The sequence below is a fragment of the Blastococcus sp. VKM Ac-2987 genome (assembly GCF_026967805.1).
Taxonomy (GTDB): domain Bacteria; phylum Actinomycetota; class Actinomycetes; order Mycobacteriales; family Geodermatophilaceae; genus Blastococcus.
Genome location: NZ_JAPVBG010000009.1, coordinates 1 through 890 on the forward strand (window position 1 = coordinate 1; position 890 = coordinate 890).

The window sequence follows — 890 nt, forward strand, 5'->3', positions numbered from 1 at the left end:
GAACCCGGAAGCTAAGCCTTTCAGCGCCGATGGTACTGCCCTGGAGACGGGGTGGGAGAGTAGGACGCCGCCGGACATACTTCACGAATGGGGGTCAGAGCTAACGCTCTGACCCCCATTCGCTTTTTCCATTCCGCCGCCGGCCGTTCCGGTCGTGTCGGCGTCGAGCGAAGAGGTACCCACATCTCATGACTGCTCCGCGACGCGGTTCCGGCGGTGCCGGATCCGGCGACGGTCGCCCGGCTTCCCGCGGGTCACGCCCTCAGAGCAACCGCGGTTCCGCGGACTACCGCGGCGGCGGCTCGGCCGGTGACCGTTCCCGTGGTGACTGGCAGGACCGCCGTCCGCAGGGTGACCGGCCCCAGCGCTCGGACCGCCCGCAAGGGGACCGTCCGCGTGGTGACTGGCAGGACCGTCGCCCCCAGGGTGACCGGCCCCAGCGTGCGCAGGGTGATCGTCCGCGTGGTGACTGGCAGGACCGCCGCCCTCAGGGTGACCGGCCGCAGCGGTCGGAGCGTCCGCAGGGCAGTTGGCAGGACCGCCGCCCCCAGGGTGACCGGCCCCAGCGTGCGCAGGGTGATCGTCCGCGTGGTGACTGGCAGGACCGCCGCCCTCAGGGTGACCGGCCGCAGCGGTCGGAGCGTCCGCAGGGCAGTTGGCAGGACCGCCGCCCTCAGGGTGACCGGCCCCAGCGCTCGGACCGCCCGCAGGGCGACCGTCCGCAGCGGTCGGATCGTCCGCGTGGTGACTGGCAGGAGCGTCGCCCCCAGGGTGACCGGCCCCAGCGTCCGCAGGGTGACCGTCCGCAGCGGTCGCAGGGTGACCGGCCTCAGCGTCCGCAGGGTGACCGTCCGCAGGGCAGCTGGCAGGACCGCCGGCCCCAGGGTGAC

1 rRNA gene is annotated in these 890 nt (G+C 73.3%); it reads left to right on the forward strand.

Features of this window, described 5'->3' with window-relative positions:
• A 5S ribosomal RNA gene (gene rrf / locus O2W17_RS22340) occupies positions 1-76 on the forward strand; the annotation flags it as partial.
• Positions 77-890: the final 814 nt, after the last annotated feature.